The organism is Zhihengliuella flava (assembly GCF_015751895.1).
In the GTDB taxonomy this organism is placed as follows: domain Bacteria; phylum Actinomycetota; class Actinomycetes; order Actinomycetales; family Micrococcaceae; genus Zhihengliuella; species Zhihengliuella flava.
Map to the genome: position 1 here is coordinate 152,730 of NZ_JADOTZ010000001.1, position 15,827 is coordinate 168,556.

Annotated in this window: 15 protein-coding genes; 1 reads left to right on the forward strand and 14 read right to left on the reverse strand. The window is 66.0% G+C overall.

What is annotated here, in order from left to right; all coding sequences use genetic code 11:
- Nucleotides 1–22: 22 nt before the first annotated feature.
- The 13 genes from tatC to IW252_RS00865 form a co-directional block, all read right to left on the reverse strand.
- Nucleotides 23–826, reverse strand: coding sequence for a twin-arginine translocase subunit TatC (tatC, locus tag IW252_RS00805; protein ID WP_331271383.1), 804 nt, complete (start codon nt 824–826; stop codon nt 23–25).
- A gap of 25 nt (nt 827–851) precedes the next feature.
- The gene (gene tatA / locus IW252_RS00810) at nt 852–1,106 is read right to left on the reverse strand and encodes a Sec-independent protein translocase subunit TatA (RefSeq protein WP_196834834.1); all 255 of its coding nucleotides are present in this window, start codon (nt 1,104–1,106) and stop codon (nt 852–854) included.
- A gap of 34 nt (nt 1,107–1,140) precedes the next feature.
- A complete protein-coding gene (locus IW252_RS00815) occupies nt 1,141–1,482 on the reverse strand; it encodes a hypothetical protein (RefSeq protein ID WP_196834835.1) in 342 nt (113 codons plus the stop codon).
- A complete protein-coding gene (locus tag IW252_RS00820; protein WP_196834836.1) occupies nt 1,479–3,476 on the reverse strand; it encodes a helix-turn-helix transcriptional regulator in 1,998 nt (665 codons plus the stop codon). Before IW252_RS00820 ends, IW252_RS00815 begins: the two co-directional genes overlap by 4 nt.
- Before the next feature lie 98 nt (nt 3,477–3,574).
- Nucleotides 3,575–3,970: an FKBP-type peptidyl-prolyl cis-trans isomerase gene (locus IW252_RS00825; protein WP_196834837.1), complete on the reverse strand. Its 396-nt coding sequence runs from the start codon at nt 3,968–3,970 to the stop codon at nt 3,575–3,577.
- Nucleotides 3,971–4,084: 114 nt separating this feature from the next.
- The gene (locus tag IW252_RS13690; RefSeq protein ID WP_196834838.1) at nt 4,085–5,065 is read right to left on the reverse strand and encodes an FKBP-type peptidyl-prolyl cis-trans isomerase; all 981 of its coding nucleotides are present in this window, start codon (nt 5,063–5,065) and stop codon (nt 4,085–4,087) included.
- Nucleotides 5,066–5,211: 146 nt separating this feature from the next.
- Complete coding sequence (pafA, locus tag IW252_RS00835; protein WP_196834839.1) at nt 5,212–6,582, reverse strand: Pup--protein ligase; 1,371 nt, start codon at nt 6,580–6,582, stop codon at nt 5,212–5,214.
- A gap of 2 nt (nt 6,583–6,584) precedes the next feature.
- Entirely contained in the window at nt 6,585–6,791 is a 207-nt protein-coding gene (locus tag IW252_RS00840; RefSeq protein WP_196834840.1) for a ubiquitin-like protein Pup, read from the reverse strand.
- Complete coding sequence (dop, locus tag IW252_RS00845; protein ID WP_231366044.1) at nt 6,788–8,491, reverse strand: depupylase/deamidase Dop; 1,704 nt, start codon at nt 8,489–8,491, stop codon at nt 6,788–6,790. Before dop ends, IW252_RS00840 begins: the two co-directional genes overlap by 4 nt.
- 14 nt (nt 8,492–8,505) lie before the next feature.
- On the reverse strand, nt 8,506–10,239 hold the full coding sequence (gene arc, locus IW252_RS00850) for a proteasome ATPase (protein WP_196834842.1): 1,734 nt from the start codon (nt 10,237–10,239) through the stop codon (nt 8,506–8,508).
- A 68-nt stretch (nt 10,240–10,307) separates the two neighbouring features.
- Entirely contained in the window at nt 10,308–11,420 is a 1,113-nt protein-coding gene (locus tag IW252_RS00855; protein ID WP_196834843.1) for a tRNA (adenine-N1)-methyltransferase, read from the reverse strand.
- Between the two features lie 93 nt (nt 11,421–11,513).
- On the reverse strand, nt 11,514–12,638 hold the full coding sequence (locus IW252_RS00860) for a site-2 protease family protein (protein ID WP_196834844.1): 1,125 nt from the start codon (nt 12,636–12,638) through the stop codon (nt 11,514–11,516).
- Nucleotides 12,635–13,378: an HAD family hydrolase gene (locus tag IW252_RS00865; protein ID WP_196834845.1), complete on the reverse strand. Its 744-nt coding sequence runs from the start codon at nt 13,376–13,378 to the stop codon at nt 12,635–12,637. The genes IW252_RS00860 and IW252_RS00865 overlap by 4 nt, the downstream gene beginning before the upstream one ends.
- A 205-nt stretch (nt 13,379–13,583) precedes the next feature.
- Between IW252_RS00865 and IW252_RS00870 the strand changes: the two genes are divergently transcribed.
- On the forward strand, nt 13,584–14,513 hold the full coding sequence (locus IW252_RS00870; protein WP_408065776.1) for a PAC2 family protein: 930 nt from the start codon (nt 13,584–13,586) through the stop codon (nt 14,511–14,513).
- Here IW252_RS00870 and mshC read toward each other — a convergent pair.
- Complete coding sequence (mshC, locus tag IW252_RS00875; protein ID WP_408065754.1) at nt 14,510–15,781, reverse strand: cysteine--1-D-myo-inosityl 2-amino-2-deoxy-alpha-D-glucopyranoside ligase; 1,272 nt, start codon at nt 15,779–15,781, stop codon at nt 14,510–14,512. The two genes, IW252_RS00870 and mshC, sit on opposite strands and share 4 nt — an antisense overlap.
- Nucleotides 15,782–15,827 lie beyond the last annotated feature (46 nt).

A 15,827-nucleotide genomic window follows, 5' to 3' on the forward strand; every position in this document is an offset into this window, starting at 1 on the left:
CCCGTCTCCTAGCGGTTGATGATTAGTCGGGCAGGGAACTGGCCTGCTTCGCGTTCTCGTCGAACTCCTGCTCACGTGCGGCTGCGACTTTAGCGCGGCGCTTGTCGTTATAGAGACAGAATCCGGTGGCCGCAGCGAACAGGAGGAGCAGCGGTCCAGCCAAGACGAACATGGTCAGGGCATCGCCGCCCGGGGCCGCCATGGCCGCGACCAAACAGATCAGAAACACTGTGATGCGCCAGTTCTTCACAATGAGCTTACCGGGCAGGATGCCGATCATGTTCAAGCCGACCAGCAGCACCGGAAGCAAGAAGGCGAGGCCGAACGCCAGCAGCAGGCGAAGGACGAAGGAGAGGTACTCCGGGACCGTGATGAGGTTCTCCGCATCTCCGGGGGTGAGCCCCAAGAAGAAGAACAGAGCGTAGGGCAGCGCCCAGAAGCCGAGAACGATGCCCCCGAGGAACAGGGGGACGGCCACGGCGATGAAGCCGACCGCCGTCCACTTTTCCTTCTTATGCAGCCCGGGCACGATGAAGGCCCACAGCTGGTAGAGCCAGATCGGCGAGGACATGATCAAGCCCAAGAACACGGAGACCTTGATCATGATGTCAAACGGCGACACGGCCGAGGAAAAGTTTCCCTGTCCCCCAGCGTTCTGGAGCGGATCCATGAGGATATCCATGACCGGCCAGTAGAGGAAAAAGCCACCGACCGTCGCCACGAGGAGCCCTGCCAAGGCGATGAACAGGCGGTTACGGAGCTCAATCAGGTGCTCCTTGAGGGACATGCGCCCCTCGGGGTTCTTGCGTGCTGCTGTGCGTGCCACGTGAGGTTCTAGATCACTTCACCGGCTACGCGTCGTCGCGCTTGGGCGTGGACTTGTTCTTCGGGTCGATGACTTTCCCCTCGACAGGGGCCTCGCTCTCACCCTCGGCTGAGGCGTCCTCGTTCTTGTCTTGACCCTCATCCTTCATCTGCCGCACCTCGGTCTTGAAGATGCGCAGCGACTGACCCATCGAGCGAGCCAGCGCTGGCAACTTCGGCGCACCGAAGAGCAGAAGGACAAGCGCGATAATGATGAGCCACTGCCAGCCCTGAATACCCATGAGAAGTTTCCTTTCGTCGGCTTACTAGTCTATGTCACGGCCGGTAGAGATCACCGTAGCGCTGCGGTTGGGATCGTAAACGTTTGTTGTCGATTCGACGACGAATCCGTGCTTCGCGCCGTTCTTCGCGCTCGATTCGGTAGGCCTCCCGCGCCTGCGCGGGATCGACGAAGAGCGCTGCCATCCCGCTCACCCGCGAGCTGGGCTGTGCCTCTGACGGCTTCTTCATGCCCGTCGAGAGCTCGTCTGCGACCTGCGATGCTGTGTCGAGAACCCGCTTGCCCTTGAGCCCGACCTTGAAGAGAACTGCCGCGTGGAACACGAGCCCGAGGAGGACGATGACGGTCCAGAGGAGAATCCACAACCCAACACTCATGACGTCTCCTCCTCGCTCGCGGCCGCGCACGCGGCGCGAAGCCACTGTACCGTTTCCTGGACTAGCTGCTCGGGTTCGGTGACGACGACGTCGCCGCCGTGTTCGGCGACCAGCCGGCGGGCCTGTGCTGGCCCTGCGAGTGCTACTTGGCCGATGAATCGTGGAGGCTGCTCGCGGGTCACGGCTACACCACGCGGCGAATGATCCCGGAACACTTCCTCGAGGTGATCCGCGAAAGCCAGGACCACGTCGTCGTCTTCGTCTCGCGGCGCGTAGATCCGCTCGGCCAAAGACGCGGACCGCTCGTGCCGTTCGTCGAGGGCGAAGGTCTCCTCCAGCGTGTCGAAGCCGACGATTCGGTCGTGCCGGAAGACGCGGAGATCCTGCCGTTCGCGGCAGAAGGCTAAAACGTAGGCCACGTGACCAGACTCGAGGATCTGGATGGGTTCGATGACCCGTCCACTGATCTCGTCCCGTCCGGGATGGTAGTAGTCGATCCAGAGGCAGGACCGCGCATGGACCGCGTCGCGGAGCGTTCGGCTGATGCCCGAGTCATCGTCGGCGCGCGGGCGCAGTTCGATGGCGTCGAGGACGGGCAAATGAGCCGTGGCCGCCGTGAGCTTGGTCAAGGCGGAGGCGGCGGCGTCCTTTTGCGAGTGACCACTGGCGGCGAGCCACCGGAGTCCGACGACCACGACGAGCGCCTCATTGAGGGTCAACGTCAGCGGAGCCGAGAACTCGGGCGGGACCGTAATCTGCACCGGGTCCGCCTCGAAATCGACGTCCAGCCTGATGCCGAGCGAGACGTCTTCCGGTCCCAAAAAGCTAATGCGCTTGAGGTCCGAGGTCAGGGTTGACTCGTTGATACCAAATTCCCGGCACAGGTCGCCGCGGCTCACCGCGCCGTGCTGCTGCACGTACGCCACGATGCTCAGCGCCCGTGCAGCCATCAGCGTTCCCGAACTACGCCCCGTGGGGATCGTTTTTCTGAGCTTGTACTCGGGTATGGACGCGGTGTGGGCCTCCAGCGCGCCTCGCCATCGGCGTAAGACGGCCTCGCGCAGGGTATCCGGTGCCAAGACCTTGACCTCGGGGCCCAGCATGGCCAGCCGCGAGGCCGCGGACTCCGCGTCGTGAAATTGGTACGTGACGACGTCGTCCCCGTGTCCCGTCGACTCCGTCGAGATGGCTCGGTGGCGAATGTCTTGGCCGCGCCCGGCCGGTAGGCGCACGCGCGCCGTGGTCATCGAACGTTCGGGTGAGAGCCGGGCGAGGTAATCGGACGGCGAAAAGCCGGCCGGCCGTTCGTGGCCTTCAGGGACGACGGCATCGCTGACCCTGCTCACAATGCGAGAGAGTCGAAAAACGCGTTCGGCCTGTCGGTCGAGGTCGAACCCGATGAGGTACCACAGTCCGAACCGTTGCCCGAGGCCCCACGGCAGAACCCGCCGGTCACTTTCCGTTCCGTCCACCCGCCGATAGCGGAACGAGACGCCCGACTGGGCATTCGCCGCGCGGGTCAGAGGAGCCCAGACCGGCTCGCGAACCGTCATCCGTGCAGCGAAGCGGCTCGACGAAGCGTCCAGCTGATGGAGGCGAGGCAGCCGGGCCAGAGCCCGGTGCCCCTCTCCCCCGAGCTTGGGGTCGGTCCACAGGCGTGTTGCGACGCTCAACGCAACAGACTCGGCCGCTGTGAAGGAAATCTTCGGAAGAAAAGTCTGTTCCGGGTCCACGCGGTAGAGCGCGCCGCTGCCATGAAAGTCGTCCTCGGCACGCGTGCCGCTGGCGGATTTGTTGATTGCGACACCGAGTTCTTTCAAGTCATCGAGGTCCCGAAGGAAGTAGACGTCGAACAGGTGATCGTCGAGGCCCCGATATCCATCGATGGCGTGCCTCAGCTGCTGGCGCGAGAGACCACGCCGTGGACCTTGCAGCAGCGTGACGAGCAGGCTGGCAAAGCGTTCGGTGTTGTCAGAGTTTGTTTTCCCACCCACAGGTGGACACGTTACTACGAAGCGGGCCGGGTATGACACGCCATCGCGTGTCATACCCGGCCCGCGTCGTCATCTCGTGAATGACGCGAGGCGTGAAATCAGCGCGCGCTCATCAAGTCAACAACGAAGATGAGCGACTCGTTCGGGCCGATCGCGTTGCCCGCGCCGCGCTCGCCATAGGCGAGCTCCGAGGGGATCTCAATACGCCGTCGGCCGCCGACCTTCATGCCGAGCAGGCCCTGGTCCCAGCCCTTGATGACTTGGCCGATGCCGACGGTGAAATCCAGCGGGGTCCCGCGGTTCCACGAGGCATCAAACTCCTCACCGGTGGACCACGCGACGCCTACATAGTGAGCGGAGACCACGGTACCGGCGGTGACTTCAGCACCGGTGCCCGCAATGAGGTCTTCGACCACGAGTTCCTCGGGTGGAGTCTCGCCGGGGAAATCGATCTCCGGCTTGGTGCGGTCGTAATCACGCTGTCCAAAAGACATGGCAATCCTCAGCTTTCTGTGGGGGTGTCTGTACGCGGGCCGTCGGCAGTCAGCCGACGCTTTCGCCCATTACCTCTAGCCTACAACCAGGTAACGCGGCGTTACGGGTGCGCGTTACTCGGCGTCGGCGGGGCCCGTCGCGTCGACAATCTCCACGACGAACACGAGGGGGCCAGCTGGGCGCCCCATGGCCTCGGCATCCTCGCCATAGGCAAGGTCGGTCGGGATGGTCAGGGTGACCGTGGAACCAACCTTCTGCCCGGCTAGGCCCTGAGTCCAGCCCGGAATAACCTGGTTCAGTGCGAACGGAACCGGCTCCCCGCTTTCGTAGGAACCGTCGAAGCGCTCACCGTCTTCCCACCGCACACCGTAATAGTGAGCTGTGACCTCGTCCTCCGCGGTGACCTCGCGGCCATCGCCCTCTTCCAGGACCTGAACGGCCAGCCCGTCAGGGGCCTCGGTATCCTCGGGAATCGTGATTTCCGGGACGCCGTCGACAAACTCCACCGTCGGGAGTGCCCCGGCGTCCTCGAGCTCGGACACCTCGTCCTCGCTCAGCGTGGGCGACGGCTCGGGGATGTCCTCGGCCCGCTGGACCTGCAGGATCAGCACCTGTGACGCGGTGGCCGGCTCCGAGGCCGCGCCGGATGAATCCTCCGACGGCTCGGGCGCTGCAGTGTCCGGGTCCGGAATGTAAGCAATGAGGGAACCGACCGTGGTCCCCAGCAGGACCTCGTACATCATCGGCAGCTGTTCCTGCATGACGTCGTCGACGGGCAGCGCTTGGGGATCCTGATCGAAATCGTGGCCCAGCAGTTCGCCGTCCTCGGCATTGTATCCGGCGACATTGATGAAGACGTTCTGCCCCTCGGAGATCTCTTCGCCGTCCCCCTCAGCGACGACGCGCGCGCCAGCCTCCGTGGCCGTCAGCGGGGTGTCAAAAGAAACCTCCGGCGGTGTCAGGTCTTCGCTGCTGGCCGTTGCCGTCACGGAGGCGAGCGGTTCCGCGTTGCCGACGGTGCGGCCTTCGGTGCTGCCGCAACCAGCCAGCGCCACAATGGAGGCGATGGCGACGGCGGAGAGTAGCTTGCGCACAGATTCCACTTTCTCTTCTCGGGTCAGGAGGGACTGTCTCGTCGCGAGACACCACCGATCCAGCCTAGGTGCAGTGCCTGTGAATATCCTGCAGGTCAGGCGGCGGGGCGGGTGCGGCGTGCGGGCGTTCTTCGCACGAGCACGGGTCAGGTTGCCTCGATCGAATCGATCAGCGCGCTGACGGCGTCGTTCTGGGCGCTCAACGGATCCTTGACGGCGACCGTCCGGCCGCGGTCGTCGTCTAATCGAAAGTGGACCCAGTCCACCGTGAAGTCGCGCCCAGCGGCCCGCGCTGCCCGGACAAATTCGCCGCGCAGCTTGGCGCGGGTCGAAAGCGGTGGAGTCGTTACGGCCCGTGCGACGGCGTCTCGGTCCACCACGGTCTGCGCCGCGCCGCGACGCTCCAAGAGATGAAACAGCCCGCGTTCCGGATGCACGTCGTGATACGCCAAATCGAGTTGGGCCATGCGCGGGTGATCCACGCTGAGCTGGTTTCGCTCCGCGTAGCGACTGAGTACCTGGTGCTTGATCGCCCAATCGATTTCAGTGGCTACGGACGTGCCATCGCCGGATTCGACCGCGTCGAGGCTGCGCCCCCAGAGGTCCAGCACGCGCTCAAGCTGATCGTGATGGGCGCCTTCGGCAGCGACGAACGCAACGGCTCGATCGTAAAAGATTCGCTGGAGTTCCAGCGCGGTCATGCGGCGACCCGAGGCCAGCTCGATCTGGGCGCGGCCCGTCGTGTCGTGAGAAACGTCGCGTATGGCCTGGGTGGGATGGGCGATCGAGTAATCCCGCAGCGGAACCCCCGCCTCGATCATGCGCAAGAGCAGATCGGTCGCACCGATCTTGGCCAGCTGCGTTGTTTGGGACATCGTTGAGTCCCCGGAAATGATGTGCAGGCGCCGGTAGTGCTGGGCGTCAGCATGGGGCTCGTCGCGGGTGTTGATAATGGGCCGGGAGCGAGTTGTGGCGCTGGAGACGCCCTCCCAGAGGTGATCGGCCCGCTGCGAAAAAACCCATTGTCGCTGCCCGTCCACGGTGGCTATCCCGCCCGCGCCGGTGAACAGCTGCCGGGTGACGAGGAAAGGGATGAGGATCTCAGCGAGGCGAGCGAACTCAACCCTGCGCGGAATGAGGAAATTTTCGTGGCAGCCGTAAGAATTTCCCGCTGAATCGGTGTTGTTCTTGAAGAGGTAGACGTCGCCGTCGTACCCGTCAGCTGCGAGCGCCCGCTCAGCGCGGAGGGCCAGATCATGCATGATCTGCTCCCCCGCGACGTCCTGACAGATGAGGTCCGTCAACGAGTCACATTCGGCGCTGGCGTACTCGGGGTGCGACCCGACGTCGAGATAGAGACGAGCCCCATTGGTGAGGAAGATGTTTGAGCTGCGTCCATAGTCGATGACGTGGCGGAAGAGGTACTTGGCCACCTCCTCCGGCATCAGCCGTCCGCCCTCGCGTGGCGCGTAGGTCAGGCCGAATTCCGTCTCTAGGCCATAGACGCGGCGATCCACCCTTACTGGCCGCCTTTCTGCACGAAGCCCTTGACGAACTCCTCGGCATTGGTCGCGAGGACGCCGTCGATCTCGTCGAGCAAATCGTCGACTTCGTTGAGGTGGGCTTGCGCCTGTGCCGAATTCCCCGCTGGTGCGTCAACGTGCTGTTCTTGCTGTTGCTCGTGCTGGGCGCGTCCTTGCTGCTGGTGGTGTTGATGCTGGCTCATGGCTGTCCCTTTCGTGCGGCGGGCGGCGCGGCCGCGTCGAGGCGCGCCGCTACTGTGTCGACAAATTCTGCGAGCTCCATTTCGCGCTCGAACACGTCCCCGAGGTGATCGGCTGTGCCGACGTCTGGGTCCTGGAGCCGAACGCGCTGCACGCCGCGACGCCCCGGGACGGCTAGGGCGAGACTATCCCAGTTCGCCCCGACGACGTGTTCGCGGTAGCGCGAGAGCGTGCGGCCCCTGACGTAGGCGCGAGTGTCCGACGGCGGCAGTTGAACGGCGCGGGCGATGGCGTCGTCACTGACCAGTTGCTCGACCCGGCCGCGTGCCTGAAGCCGCCGGTACAACCCGGTGCTGGGCCGCAGGTCCGCCCACTGCAAGTCCATGGCGGCGAGGCGAGGGTCGTCGTACCCCAATCCATGGCGTTGCCGGTAGGACTCCATCAGGTGAAACTTGGTGACCCAATCGACGGTCGCTGACTGGGAGAAAACATCGCGGCGCAGCCCGTCGAGCGTGGCCTGCCAACGGTCCAGAACGTCGGAGGTTTGTGGGTCCGAGGCGGCGCACTGATCTTGCCGTGCCGCGTCGTGGGAGCGGGCAGCGTCGAGATAGAGCTGCTGAATGTCCAACGCCGTGAGGCGGCGCCCATCCACCGTCTCGACGGTGGCACGCAAGGTTGGATCATGACTGATCGCTGCAACGGCCGCGACGGGATCGCGCAGCTCGACGGCGGGCTCGGCTCCCGCCTCGATCAATGTGAGCACGACCGCGGTGACCCCCGCGCGGAGATAGGTCGAGACCTGGCCCAGATTGGCGTCCCCCGCGATCACGTGGAGCCGCCGCGAACGCGTCCACGTGGCGTGTGGCTCATCGCGCGTATTGACCAGCGGCCGGCGTACGGTGGTTTCGAGGCCGACTTGTGCTTCGAAAAAGTCGGCGCGTTGGCTCAGCTGAAAGCCGGGTGTCTGGCCCTCGCGTCCCACGCCCACGCGGCCAGAGCCGCAAAAGACCTGCCGCGTCGCAAAGTAGGGCAGCAGTCCCGCGGCGAGTCGACCAAATTCCACGTCCCGGGGAACGAGGTAGTTCTCATGAGCCCCGTAGCTGACGCCCTTGTTGTCCGTGTTGTTCTTGTACAGCAGCACCTCGTGCCCGTGTTCCGCGAGCCGCTCCGCAGCCGCTAGCGTAATGGCGTCGCCGGCCTGGTCCCACAGCACGGCGTCGAGCGGGTTGGTGACCTCCGGGCTGGAATACTCCGGATGCGCGTGATCGACGTAGAGGCGGGCGCCGTTGCCAAGCACCATATTCATGACGACGTGCTCGGCACCCAGATGCTCCCCGAGCCGGCCTGCCGCCGTCATCGGCGCGTGAGGCGAGGAGCGGTACAGGGCGTCGTCGTACAGCACGTTCGACGGCGGTGCCGCGGTGCTGGCACCCTCCTGCGGAGCCGCGAGGGCAACTTCTTCGGCCGTGAGCTCCCGCGGCTCATCGGTCAGCTGCGAGGCGTGGGCGGCCTCGCGGGCGAGGCGCCAACCGCGGGCATCCTGAAGGGGGGTTTCGTCCGAGTAGTCCCAGACGGTCGCGGCCAGGCCCGGTTCACCCCGCAGCCCATGAGCGTACGCGCCGACGACGGCGGCGGAGAGAGCCGTGGAGCTGGCACCTTCCTGCCCCGGGGCGAGGATCCCGTACTCGGTCTCGAGGCCCATGACACGCCGGACACTCACGACGCTGCCCCGGCCGCCCCGTCCGGGCCCATCGTCCCGGCGGGCGGATGCTCGTGTGCCACGGGACGCAGGTGCGTGACCCGCTCCCCGCGTTGGCCGGTGATGCGGGCCCAATCGTCGGGGTTCGACGTGTTCGGGAGGTCCTCATGCTCCCGGAACTCGTCCGCGACGGCCCGCAGTAGGTGGTGGGCGCGGACGCCCCGCTCCCCCGAGGTGAGCAGGTCCTTGATGGCAGCCTTCTTGGCGCGGTCGACGATATTGCGAATCACGGCGCCCGACGCGAAGTCGCGGAAGTACAGCATGGAGCGCTCGCCACTGGCGAAGGTGAGCTCGAGGAACTCATTCTCCGGAGATTGTGCGTACATCCGCTCCAGCGTCACCTCGATGAGGTGGCGTACGCACGCGGCCGCGTCACCAGCATGGTCCGCCAATTCCGTGGCGTGCAGGGGCACATTCGTCGTGAGGTACTTGGCAAAGATCTCGGCCGCGCCCGAACGATTCGGGCGCTGGACCTTGATCTTCACGTCCAGACGGCCCGGGCGCAGAATGGCAGGGTCGATCATGTCCTCGCGATTGGACGCGCCGATGACGATGACGTTATCCAACTGCTCGACGCCGTCGATCTCGGTCAGCAGCTGCGGAACGATCGTGGTCTCCACGTCAGAGGAAACGCCGGAGCCGCGAGTCCGGAACAGGGCGTCCATCTCGTCGAAGAACACCACCACGGGATCTCCCGTGGCCGCTTTCTCCCGGGCCCGGGCGAAGATCAGCCGGATGTGGCGCTCCGTTTCTCCCACGTACTTATCGAGGAGCTCGGGCCCCTTAATATTGAGGAAGTAACTGCGCGGCGTCGCCGCGCTGGATCCTTCTGCGGCGCGTTCCGCGAGCGAATGGGCCACCGCTTTGGCAATGAGCGTCTTGCCACAGCCGGGCGGGCCGTAGAGCAGAATGCCTTTCGGCGCGGTCAAACCATGCTCGGCGTAGAGGTCCTGATGGGCGAAGGGCAGCTCGACGGCGTCCCTGATCTGCTCGATCTGGGGGCCGAGCCCGCCGATGTCCGCGTAGGAGATCTCCGGAACTTCCTCGAGCACGAGGGACTGCATCTCGGTCAGCTGCACCCGCTCCACGGCAAGACCGGATTTGGCGTCCAGAACGACGGCGTCGCCCACGCGCACGGCGTGCGCCGCCAACGACGGGGTCAGCCGGACGACGCGTTGGTCGTCCCCGCGACCGATGGCCACGATCCGACCGTCGTCGAGCACCTCCTTGACCGTGACGATTTCCCCGGTTCCCTCAAGGCCCAGGCTGGCGACCACCACGAGGGCCTCGTTGAGCAGCACCTCGTGTCCCGGCGCCAACCGGGACACATCGAGAAGCGGGCTGAGCGAGACGCGGACTTTGCGCCCGGCGTGGATGACGTCCACGCTGGTCAGCTTGACCGCGGCGATGGCTTGATGGTCCGTCGGCGTGGAGCCGGCCGGGTGCACGGCGACGACGGTGGCGAAGCTAAAAGGCGTTTCACCGTCCCGGTCGAGCCCGGCGCGCAGGGTGGCGATTTCCTCGCGGGTGCGCTCTAGGACACCGGCCAGACGTTGATTGTTGCTCGCAGCGGCAGCCAGTTGTCGATCGAGGGAGCGGGCCTTTTCGCGCTGTATGTTCGCCTCGCGTTCGGCGGCGGCCACGGCTGCTTGAGTCCGCTCGGACTCGGCCCCGACGGGCTGCTGCTCCATCTCGCGTCTCCTTCGAATGGGTTGCCGGGGCTCTTCACCGTTTTGCGGACGGTGCCCCACTCACCATGCTAGTCACGTGGCGGTTCAGGCCGAACATCATGACCGTCCCCCGCTGGCTCGAAGCCCTCGTGTGACGCCTCGGCGCCATCGAAAATGCGGGAGGCGTCTCGGGCTGCGCGACGAATCTTCTTGTCGCTCACGCCGCGCTCCCCCAGGGCCTCCGGTGTCCACTCTTCGGGGGCATGATCCTTGGTCCACGCGCTGACGTCCTCCGGGGCAAACTGCGCCGACTTGACGCGGCGCGAACCGGGGATGCCGACGGCGTCGTCCGCCAGGCGGCGGCAGGTCACGAGGAACGCCGTGTGCGCCACCATGCGGTGGTCGGGACGGACCGCCAGCCCGTCGACGTGCCAACCGCGCACCATGGTTTCAAACGATTCCGGCTCGGTGAACTGGCCGGTGGCCCGGATGGCTTCCACGACTCGGGACAGCTGCGTCACCGTCGCCACGTAGTTGACCCATACGCCGCCGGGAGCCAGCACGGTGGCCACGGCGTCGACGCACTCCCACGGGGCCAGCATGTCCAGCACCACGCGGTCAATGGAGCCCGGCTTCTCGGTGGCGACGACTTGCTCTTGGAAGTCGCCTAGGCTGATGCGCCACGCGGGGTGCGGGCCGCCAAAGACGGCCTGAACGTTATCGCGCGCAATATCTGCGAACTCTTCACGGCGCTCGAAGGAATGCAGGTATCCTCCATCGCCGACGGCGCGAAGCAGAGACATGGAGAGGGCGCCGGAGCCGACGCCGGCCTCAACAACCCGCGCACCCGGGTAGATGTCCCCCATCTGCACGATTTGTGCCGCGTCCTTGGGGTACACCACGGTGGCTCCGCGGGGCATGGACAGGACGAAATCCTTAACCAGAGGCCGAAGGACTTGGTACCGGTGACCCACGGAATTCTCCACGACGGAGCCCTCCGGCAGGCCGATCACATCATTGTGCTTGAGCACGCCCTTGTGGGTGTGAAACTCGCCATCGGTGCCGAGGGTGATGGTATTAATCCGGCGCTTCTCATCCGTCAGCTGCACGCGGTCTCCGGACCGGAGCGGCCCGCGCCGCATGCGGGCTCCCCGAGCGTCGGCGGATTCGGCGTGGTGTTGCGGGGACAAGAATTCGGTCATTGTGCTCGCTTCGTCTGGGCCCTCGCGGGCGTGGTCGTTGACTGCTCGGATTGATTCTCCCGCACGCGGTCCCGATTAACGAACCGCGGAATCCTAGGCGCGGGAGCGGCCCGTGATGGCAGAGATGACGGTGCTACGCCGCAGGAGCCCGCACACCTGCCCGTTGGCGTCGAGCACCGCATACTCGGAGCCCGGCAGCGAGGAGAGATATTCGACGAGCGGTTGCCCTGCGGCGTCGCTCCGGACCCAAGCTCCGGGGGCGAGGTGCCGTGCCACTGACGCCGCGGGCGTTGTGTGGTGGAGTTCCCGCGGTACGGCCGCCAAGGAGGAGGGGTCGACGACGGCGGTCGGTATCCCGTGCGGGTCAACGAGCAGGATGTGACCGTGTTGGGCGGGCGCTGGGAGCTCGTCCACCATGACCCCGGCGAGCGCCCCGCTGGCCGGTTCGGCCAGCGTCGCAGCTTGCAGGCGGGGCAGGCGCAAACGCAACATGGCGCCGCGAATGGAGGCGAGGGCGCCCATGATGAGGAAACCAGCAACCAGAAGCGTGACGACGGCGATCAGGGGGTCGACGGCACCGTTGAGCAACAGTGGCCGGCCGATCAGGATGAGCGCGATCACGACGGCAATGACGACACCGGACCAGCCGGCGGCTAGGGTGCCCTTCGCCTGCGACCCGGTGATCTTCCATACGGCCGACTCCACTAGGCGGCCGCCATCCAGCGGCAGTCCCGGCAGGACGTTGAACAAGCCAACAAGGAAGTTGGCGAGGATCAGGATACTGATGAGCAGCCCGGTCACTCCGCCCGGTGCCGCCACGGTTTCGATCAGTAGCCCGAGGCCGGCCAAGATGAAGTTCGCGGCCGGGCCCGCGAGGGCGACGGCTAGGGAACGCCCGGGCGTCGTGTCTCCCGTGGTGAATTGGGTGTGCCCACCCCAGAGGGTCAGCACAATCCGCGCGTGACCGTAGCCGTAGGCCGTGGCGCACCAGGCGTGGGCGAGCTCGTGGAGCAAGACGGAGGCGAGGAGCAAGACGGCGTAGCCGAGCGCCACGAGATACGCGCCGGCGCCGAGCTGTGGCATCAGCTGGGCGACGTCCGGCCCGAACGCGAAAACGATGAATGCGGCAATGAGGAACCATGACCACGCGAGGGTGACGGGGATCCCGCCGATGCTTCCGAGGCGGATCCCGCCCGGTGATTCTTGGCTTCGGCTCACGCGCCGGCCCCAAACAGGACCAACTCATTCAGATCCTTGGCCGTGCGCCCCTCGAGGCTGTCCCATTGCACCCACCCATCCGGCTCGGGCAACTCGATGAAGTGGGGCACGGCGAGAGTCAGTGCGCCGCTGGCCGCCGCCGAGGCAACGCCGGGAATGGAATCCTCGATGGCGATGACGCGGGAGGGCGCGAGGCCTGGCACCCATTCGGCAAGGCGGCTGAGGCCTTGGAGGTAGGGTTCGGGGTCGGGCTTACCGCGGGAGACCATATCCCCGGTGACTTTGAAGCGGAGGGTGCCGGCGGGCAGCGCCTCCGCTACGAGGCTGGCCAGTGGGCCCTCCGACATGGTGACGAGGCCGCACGGGACACCGGAGGCGGTGAGATCCTCGAGCAGCTCGTACGCCCCAGGACGCCAGGGCATGCGCTCACGCACGCGGCGCATCACGGAGCCAGACAGGCGGTCGATGATGCTGCGCGGGTCCAGCGTTGGCCCACCGCCAGCGGCGATGGTCTCCCGGATGATCATGGCGCTGTCCATGAGCGCGTTGCCGACCATCTTGAGGGCGTCCTCGTGCGTCCACTCCACTCCGTACTCACCGGCCAGAGCTTCCTCGGCCTCGATCCAATACGGTTCCGTGTCCACGATGGTTCCATCCATATCCCACAACACCGCTTGCAGGCCAGAATCGCGAATAAAGACGTTGTCGGGACGGGAGGCCGCGCGATGAGTCGAAGGCATAGCCAAAAGTCTAGTCGCGGCCCACTGGTCACGCGGCAGACGAGTGGGTGCGATGGCGCGTGCCGAGAGCGAACGCGGGCGCTCGCCGTGGCTCGTACCGCGCACGCGTTAGGCTGACAGCGTGGTAGAGCATCCGAACAGTCAGCAGCCCTCCGGCCAGGACGATCCCCCTTCCACTCCCCCACCTAGCGGGCATGGCAATCTCGTGGACGCGCTCGCTGCGTTGACCGAGCACACCGACCGGTCAGCCGCGCCCGACGCTTCGCTAGAGCCTCCTGATCCGTCGGGTGACCGAGACACCGTGATGGTCGTGGCCTTCGAGGGGTGGAACGACGCCGGCGGCGCCGCGTCCGACGCGGTGGCCTTGCTCGGGCGCGCCTACAACGCGGTGCAGCGGGTGGTGCTCGGTGAGGATGATTATTACGACTACCAGTTCTCCCGGCCCTCCGTGAAACGCAATGCGGCGGGGCAACGGGTGGTGCGCTGGCCGCTCACGCGGGTCCTCACCGCCGACCTGCCCGAGCATCCGTTTGACCTCGTCTTAGTGACCGGCGTCGAGCCCACGTACCGGTGGAAGCAATTCTGCGCCGAACTGCTGACCCTCGCTGCCGAGCATCGCGTGCGAGCGATCGTGCTGACCGGAGCACTGTTGGCAGACAGCCCCCACACGCGCCCCATCCCCGTCACGCGCACCAGTGAGCATCCGCAGCTGCGGGAGATCATTGACGCCGAGCGCTCGGACTATGAGGGGCCGACGGGCATCGTTGGGGTTCTGGCCGCTCTGGCTGATGCCGCCGGCGTGCCGACGGTCTCGACGTGGGCCGCGGTCCCCCATTACGTCGGGCAGGCGCCCTCGCCCAAGGCCACCTATGCGCTGATGCGCCAGCTCGAAGATCTCTTGCACATCAGCATGGATCTTTCGGCGCTCGCCGAGGACGCCGAAGCGTGGGAGCGCGGAGTCGATGAGCTGGCCAGCGACGATGAGGAAATCGGTGCTTACGTTAAGCAGCTGGAGGAGGCGACCGACGCCACCGAGATGCCGGAGGCCAGCGGTGAGTCGATCGCCCGGGAGTTCGAACGCTACTTGAAGCGCCGCGACCAAGGCCGTGGATGGGAGCCCGGCGGATCGAATTAGCGGGTGAGGACCAGTCCCAAGAGGGCGTCGATGAGGTCCGCGAGCTCCCGTGCCGCCGTCAGGTCAGGCTCGCCGCTCGGCTCGGTGGAGGCCCAGAGGTCCAGCGCGTCGAGGGCCGCCGGGGTATCGAGGTCGCGGCCGACCAGACTCACGAGGCGCGCCGACAAGTCGGCCGTCTCTGCCGCCGTCGTCAGCGGCAGTCGGTCCATCCACCGCGCACGGCGCTCACGGGCGGTGGCGAGCAAGTCATCGGTCCAGAACCACTCGTCGCGGTAGTGCTGACCCAAGAGAACGGTCCGAATGTTGGCCGGGTCCTCGCCCGCAGCCCGCAGCTCGGATACCAGCACGAGGTTGCCCTTGGACTTGCTCATCTTCTCTCCGTCGAGGCCCACCATGCCGGTGTGGACGAAGTGCTCTGCCAGAGGCGCTCCGTCGAGGGCGCTGGCATGACCGGCGGAAAACTCGTGGTGCGGAAAGATCAGGTCGCTGCCGCCACCTTGGACGGTGAACGGCGCCGGAAGGAAGCGCCGGGCGATGACGGAACACTCGATGTGCCAGCCAGGGCGTCCCGTACCGAGGCGACCGCCCTCCCAGGTCGGTTCACCGTCGCGTGCCACCCGCCACAGTAAGGGGTCGAGCGCGTGCCGTTTACCGGGGCGCCCCGGGTCACCGCCGCGCTCAGCAAAAAATGCGTCCATCGTCGCGGCGTCGTATCCGCTGATGCTTCCCAGACGCCATGCGTCGTTGGCCGCGGCCGCCGTGTCAAAATACACATCGCCGTCGGGTTCGCCCGCGCCGCCAGTGACTCGGTAGGCGATTCCGGCCTCCAGCATCTGTTCCACGACGGGCACGAGCCAGTCGATAGACTCCACCGCGCCGACATAGTGGTCCGGCGGTATAACGCGTAGGGCCTCCATGTCTGTGCGGAACAGGTCGGTCTGGCTTGCTGCAAGATCGCGCCAGTCGACGCCGCGGGCGGCGGCGCGCTCGAGCAGCGGATCGTCAACGTCGGTGACGTTTTGCACGTAGGCTACGTGCCGGCCGGTCACGCGCCACCACCGATTGAGGGTGTCGAAGGCGACGTAGGTTGCCGCATGTCCCATGTGAGTGGCGTCGTAGGGAGTGATGCCGCAGACGTAGAGGCTGGCGCTGGTTCCGGCCGCGACGTCGACGTCTCGGTGAGCCGAAGAATCATGGATGAGAAGTGAAGCAGCCTGATCCTGCTGGGGCGCAACAGCGGGTACGTCGGGCATCGGCCATGCGTGCACGGGGTATCCTTTCGAAAGTTTGGTGAAGAGCGCGGCGAACCGCACC

Bases quoted from the DNA above. Each gene is read 5' to 3' on its own strand.
- IW252_RS00815 (WP_196834835.1), bottom strand. From the start codon at position 1,482: ATGAGTGTTGGGTTGTGGATTCTCCTCTGGACCGTCATCGTCCTCCTC.
- IW252_RS00840 (WP_196834840.1), bottom strand. From the start codon at position 6,791: ATGAGCCAGCATCAACACCACCAGCAGCAAGGACGCGCCCAGCACGAG.
- dop (WP_231366044.1), bottom strand. From the start codon at position 8,491: ATGGGCCTCGAGACCGAGTACGGGATCCTCGCCCCGGGGCAGGAAGGT.
- arc (WP_196834842.1), bottom strand. From the start codon at position 10,239: ATGGAGCAGCAGCCCGTCGGGGCCGAGTCCGAGCGGACTCAAGCAGCC.
- tatA (WP_196834834.1), bottom strand. From the start codon at position 1,106: ATGGGTATTCAGGGCTGGCAGTGGCTCATCATTATCGCGCTTGTCCTT.
- IW252_RS00855 (WP_196834843.1), bottom strand. From the start codon at position 11,420: ATGACCGAATTCTTGTCCCCGCAACACCACGCCGAATCCGCCGACGCT.
- IW252_RS00865 (WP_196834845.1), bottom strand. From the start codon at position 13,378: ATGCCTTCGACTCATCGCGCGGCCTCCCGTCCCGACAACGTCTTTATT.
- IW252_RS00825 (WP_196834837.1), bottom strand. From the start codon at position 3,970: ATGTCTTTTGGACAGCGTGATTACGACCGCACCAAGCCGGAGATCGAT.